The following is a 3,499-nucleotide window of genomic DNA, read 5'->3' as shown; positions in this document are numbered from 1 at the left end:
GTCAGCACCAGCTGGGCTGTGAGGTGATGAACAGTAAGCGATTAGCTGAGCCTGTTACTCTCGAAAGTTCCAGGGCATGAGAGCGTCGATATCGCCGGCCGGCCATCCAGCCGCGATCCGTGCAAGAGTCTGCGTTAGCCAAAGCGAGCGGATCAACATCGTTCATTTTGGCGGACTGAATGAGGGTCGAGATGGTCGCCCAAGTCCGGCCGCACGCGAATAGACTATTTTTCCGAACGATTGCCATCTACCGAACATTCTGCCCATATCGGGGCAGAAGTCGAGAACCATTACCGCTGGCATGCGTTTTATGGTCGGCAGGTTCGACTTATTACGGAGAGCAGCGCCGGCGGGCGGCAACACGCCGATCCGGGCTTTGCCCACACATCTTTTCCTCGATCGCCCATAGCGCGCCCATCTTTTTGATCGTTGCCGTTGCCACCTTGGAACTGTCGCTGGCATGCAGCTCGTAAAACCGACGGCGACTGTGCGCCCCGCACCCCGCCACTTGAGCGCCGTCGTTTCTACGATCTGGACGAGCAACGCGGTTATAGGCTCGGATAGCCATCTATCTGCAGGATGCCGCGATAGCCATCGAGATGCCTGCATGGCATCGGCCACCGCCTGTGCCTTGAATTCCTCCGACTAACGCCGAACCTGGCGCGGTGCACCCTCCAAGGGGCCGGCCACAGCTTCGATCATATGGAAGGTTCTATGTTCAGACATAGGTGTAGACATAGAAGTTCATATCCAAAGCTCATTCATCGCTCAGGCACGAATAGACCCCGAACGTTCACCTCGCCAGATGTGGGCCATGCATCGCTTACGATGAACAAGGGCGCCCTTGTGCTTGACCCCAATGACCTCGGCGTCATTCTAACCGGCTCGATGCGATGATCGTTGCATTAACCAGCATGCCGGTCTTAAGCCGCACCGCTTTGGTTTTGAGCTATCGGTGATCCTGACGAAAAGCATCTTGTCGAGCTTTTAGGCCACGAGCACTTTGCGATATCTTCGCGCACGATCGCCGCGCCTAGAGATCACTCACGTACGCCAAGGGTCGAAAATGGTGTGATAGACCAATGGATCAAATCGACGGCATGATGAAGTATCGCCTCTGTCTGAGCAAAGTAGGGGGAAGTGGCGATGACATGTCCGATCCAGTCTCGGGAATCGCCTTTCCTGACGAACGGTGTTTTCGGTTCAACGTACAATTTGACCTCGGCGATACCTGATACAGCCGCCGCCTGACTATCACCAGTAATCCAATCGAGCACACCATCTCGATCAGGAACCAGGATCCGCGCGACGGCGGTATGCGAATGCCTCCTGCGCAAATTCCATTTGTCGCCTATGACAAGCTTGATGTGCTCGGTGACGAGATCAATACCGTAAGCCAGTTGAATTAGTTGAGGATCGGGCGTCCCAGACAGACGCGGATTGACTTCAATGACAACGGGACCAAGCTTCGTCCATCGGAGTTCAACGATCGTGGGCCCCCAGCCAAGGTCCAGCGCCTGCAAACACCTCAGCGAAACATCGACGATGCGTTCATGCTCGTCATTAGTCAAAATGGCAGGGAAGTTGAGCTCATGAAAGACGAAATGCGGTGGAGGGCCGAACTGAGCCGCGGTAATACCAACGACGTCATTTCCCATTATCTGAGCACCATAATAGGGGCCTTGGGCGAATTCCTCGATCAGTATGATCGGCGAAGACCGCCAGATGTGCTTCCCGTCCAACAGATGGGCCGTATGTTCGGCTAATTCCTCGACAGTATGGCATAACCGAACACCGCGGCTGCCGGTGCCTGAGGCTGGCTTAAGAATCACTGGCAGGCCGAGATCCGCGGCAGAACGCTTTACGTCAGTCTCGCTAGCTGCTAGGCGATAAGCTGGTATTGGAACGCCGGCCTTCTCGAGTAGCTGCCGTTGAGTGAATTTGTTGCAGCATCGTTCAATCGATGCGGGGTTCGGTCCTGATAGATTGAAATACTGGCAGAGCTTGCCAACTGTGGCGTAGAACGAGTCCCCGACGCTCGTAATGCCCGCGATGTCATACGCGGTACGTAGCCGGGAACATTCGCGGATAAGCGTGTCGAGATCGCTTGTATCGGCATGGATTACCTGAGCCCCCTCCGTCGCAAGATAGTCGTAGCGAGCTGGATCAGCCGACAGGATAATTGGATGAAGACCAAGACGCTGCGCGGCTTGGATGTATAGCACTCCAGTAAAGGTACCGCCTTCAACCAGGATAAGCGCTCTTCTTGACATTGGCTGTTAACCTCGATGTTGCGCGCTAGGAGTCTCAGAAATCCACATCAGCTTGTTGACCCGCGCGTGACTTTCGACTCTTCCGTTATATTTGCTCGGCAGCCTACCACCTTGGGCGATGTTTGATTGCAAAGATTGTGTAAAATTCATTTTAACAGGCTTCTGAGCCATTTGGTCGCCCCGCGATAGCAGGAGTGGTTCGCGGTAGGGCCAGCAGCCGTAACGCAACACAAGGGCGTAAACCAATGAACTCAGGGTCCTCCAGCCAGCTGTTATAATCGCTTCGTGCGTTGGCTCCGGCGAAATGAAAAACTGCCCCTATTGCCCCATCCCGGAATGTTACCGAAGTTTTGTGCGCTGGTCCGGGACTTTCGCCAGCGCGAGCCAGTTCGAGACCGCCACGGAACGCCATTCAGTCACGAAGCCGGAGCGGATTGCCTTCGAGAAGGTCTCATAGAAGTGGCTCGTCAACGCGGCATGCCGATCCTTGGGATTTGCAATGGTATGCGGCTTCTTGCTGTTTGCATCGGTGGTGAGCTCGTTCAAGACATCCCAATGGAAATTGACGCTGCGCTTGAGCACAAACCTGAGCAGTCGGCAACGATTACTCAGCACGACGCGGAGATCGTATCTCGGTCCAGGCACTTGGACTTGGTCTCAGGAGCCGTGAGTAAACGCTTCTTGCAAGATCGAAAGCTTAGTTCCGTGGACCATCGACGTTGTCGCTCGGCACCCGTCAGGATCTCAACCTTGGCCATTCATACCCTGTTACGTCACAAATGAATCATCTGTGTCGTAACTTGCGCCAATTCCCCGCCTGACGAAAATCCGCTCACCGGACGCTCACGCCTGAAGATGCCGGCCATCCGGCCGCAACGCGGACCGCAAATCAAGCCGAAAAATCTAAAAGCCTTCAGCCTGCGGCCTTCGCCGGATGCTTACGATGATGACGCCGGATGTCGCGTATTTCCAGAGAGCAATCAAAAGCTTTCGCGCGAGCGCGACGATCGTAGTCTTCTTGAAACGTGAGCGTCCGGTGAGCGGATTTTGCTGAACGAGCCAGTTAGGCGATGTTCTGGCATTAGAACCAGCATTAGTGCTGACACTAATATCAGATCTGAGAGGTTGGTATGGCTCGCATGGAGATCATTTCCGGCGTTGAGCGTAGGCGGCGGTGGTCGAAGGAAGCGAAGCTGGCGATATTGGCTGAAGCCGATCAACCGGGC

At 54.9% G+C, this 3,499-nt stretch carries 2 protein-coding genes and 2 pseudogenes; 1 reads left to right on the top strand and 3 read right to left on the bottom strand.

All coding sequences use genetic code 11. The features are described from left to right. Positions 1-54: 54 nt before the first annotated feature. The 3 genes and pseudogenes from BN77_RS36060 to BN77_RS28920 form a co-directional block, all read right to left on the bottom strand. A pseudogene (locus tag BN77_RS36060) lies at positions 55-244 on the bottom strand (transposase domain-containing protein); the annotation flags it as partial. A gap of 93 nt (positions 245-337) precedes the next feature. Next, a pseudogene (locus tag BN77_RS36055) lies at positions 338-605 on the bottom strand (IS66 family transposase); the annotation flags it as partial. A 435-nt stretch (positions 606-1,040) separates the two neighbouring features. Beyond that, positions 1,041-2,273 (bottom strand): ATP-grasp domain-containing protein, encoded by a 1,233-nt coding sequence (locus BN77_RS28920; RefSeq protein ID WP_007538998.1) that lies wholly within the window; start codon positions 2,271-2,273, stop codon positions 1,041-1,043. Between the two features lie 336 nt (positions 2,274-2,609). Between BN77_RS28920 and BN77_RS35315 the strand changes: the two genes are divergently transcribed. Next, positions 2,610-3,056: a gamma-glutamyl-gamma-aminobutyrate hydrolase family protein gene (locus BN77_RS35315; RefSeq protein WP_081593630.1), complete on the top strand. Its 447-nt coding sequence runs from the start codon at positions 2,610-2,612 to the stop codon at positions 3,054-3,056. Positions 3,057-3,499: the final 443 nt, after the last annotated feature.

The sequence above is a fragment of the Rhizobium mesoamericanum STM3625 genome (genome assembly GCF_000312665.1).
GTDB classification, from domain to species: Bacteria; Pseudomonadota; Alphaproteobacteria; order Rhizobiales; family Rhizobiaceae; genus Rhizobium; species Rhizobium mesoamericanum.
Note: the sequence above shows the minus strand (reverse complement) of the source record. Positions and strands in the feature narration are given on the sequence as shown.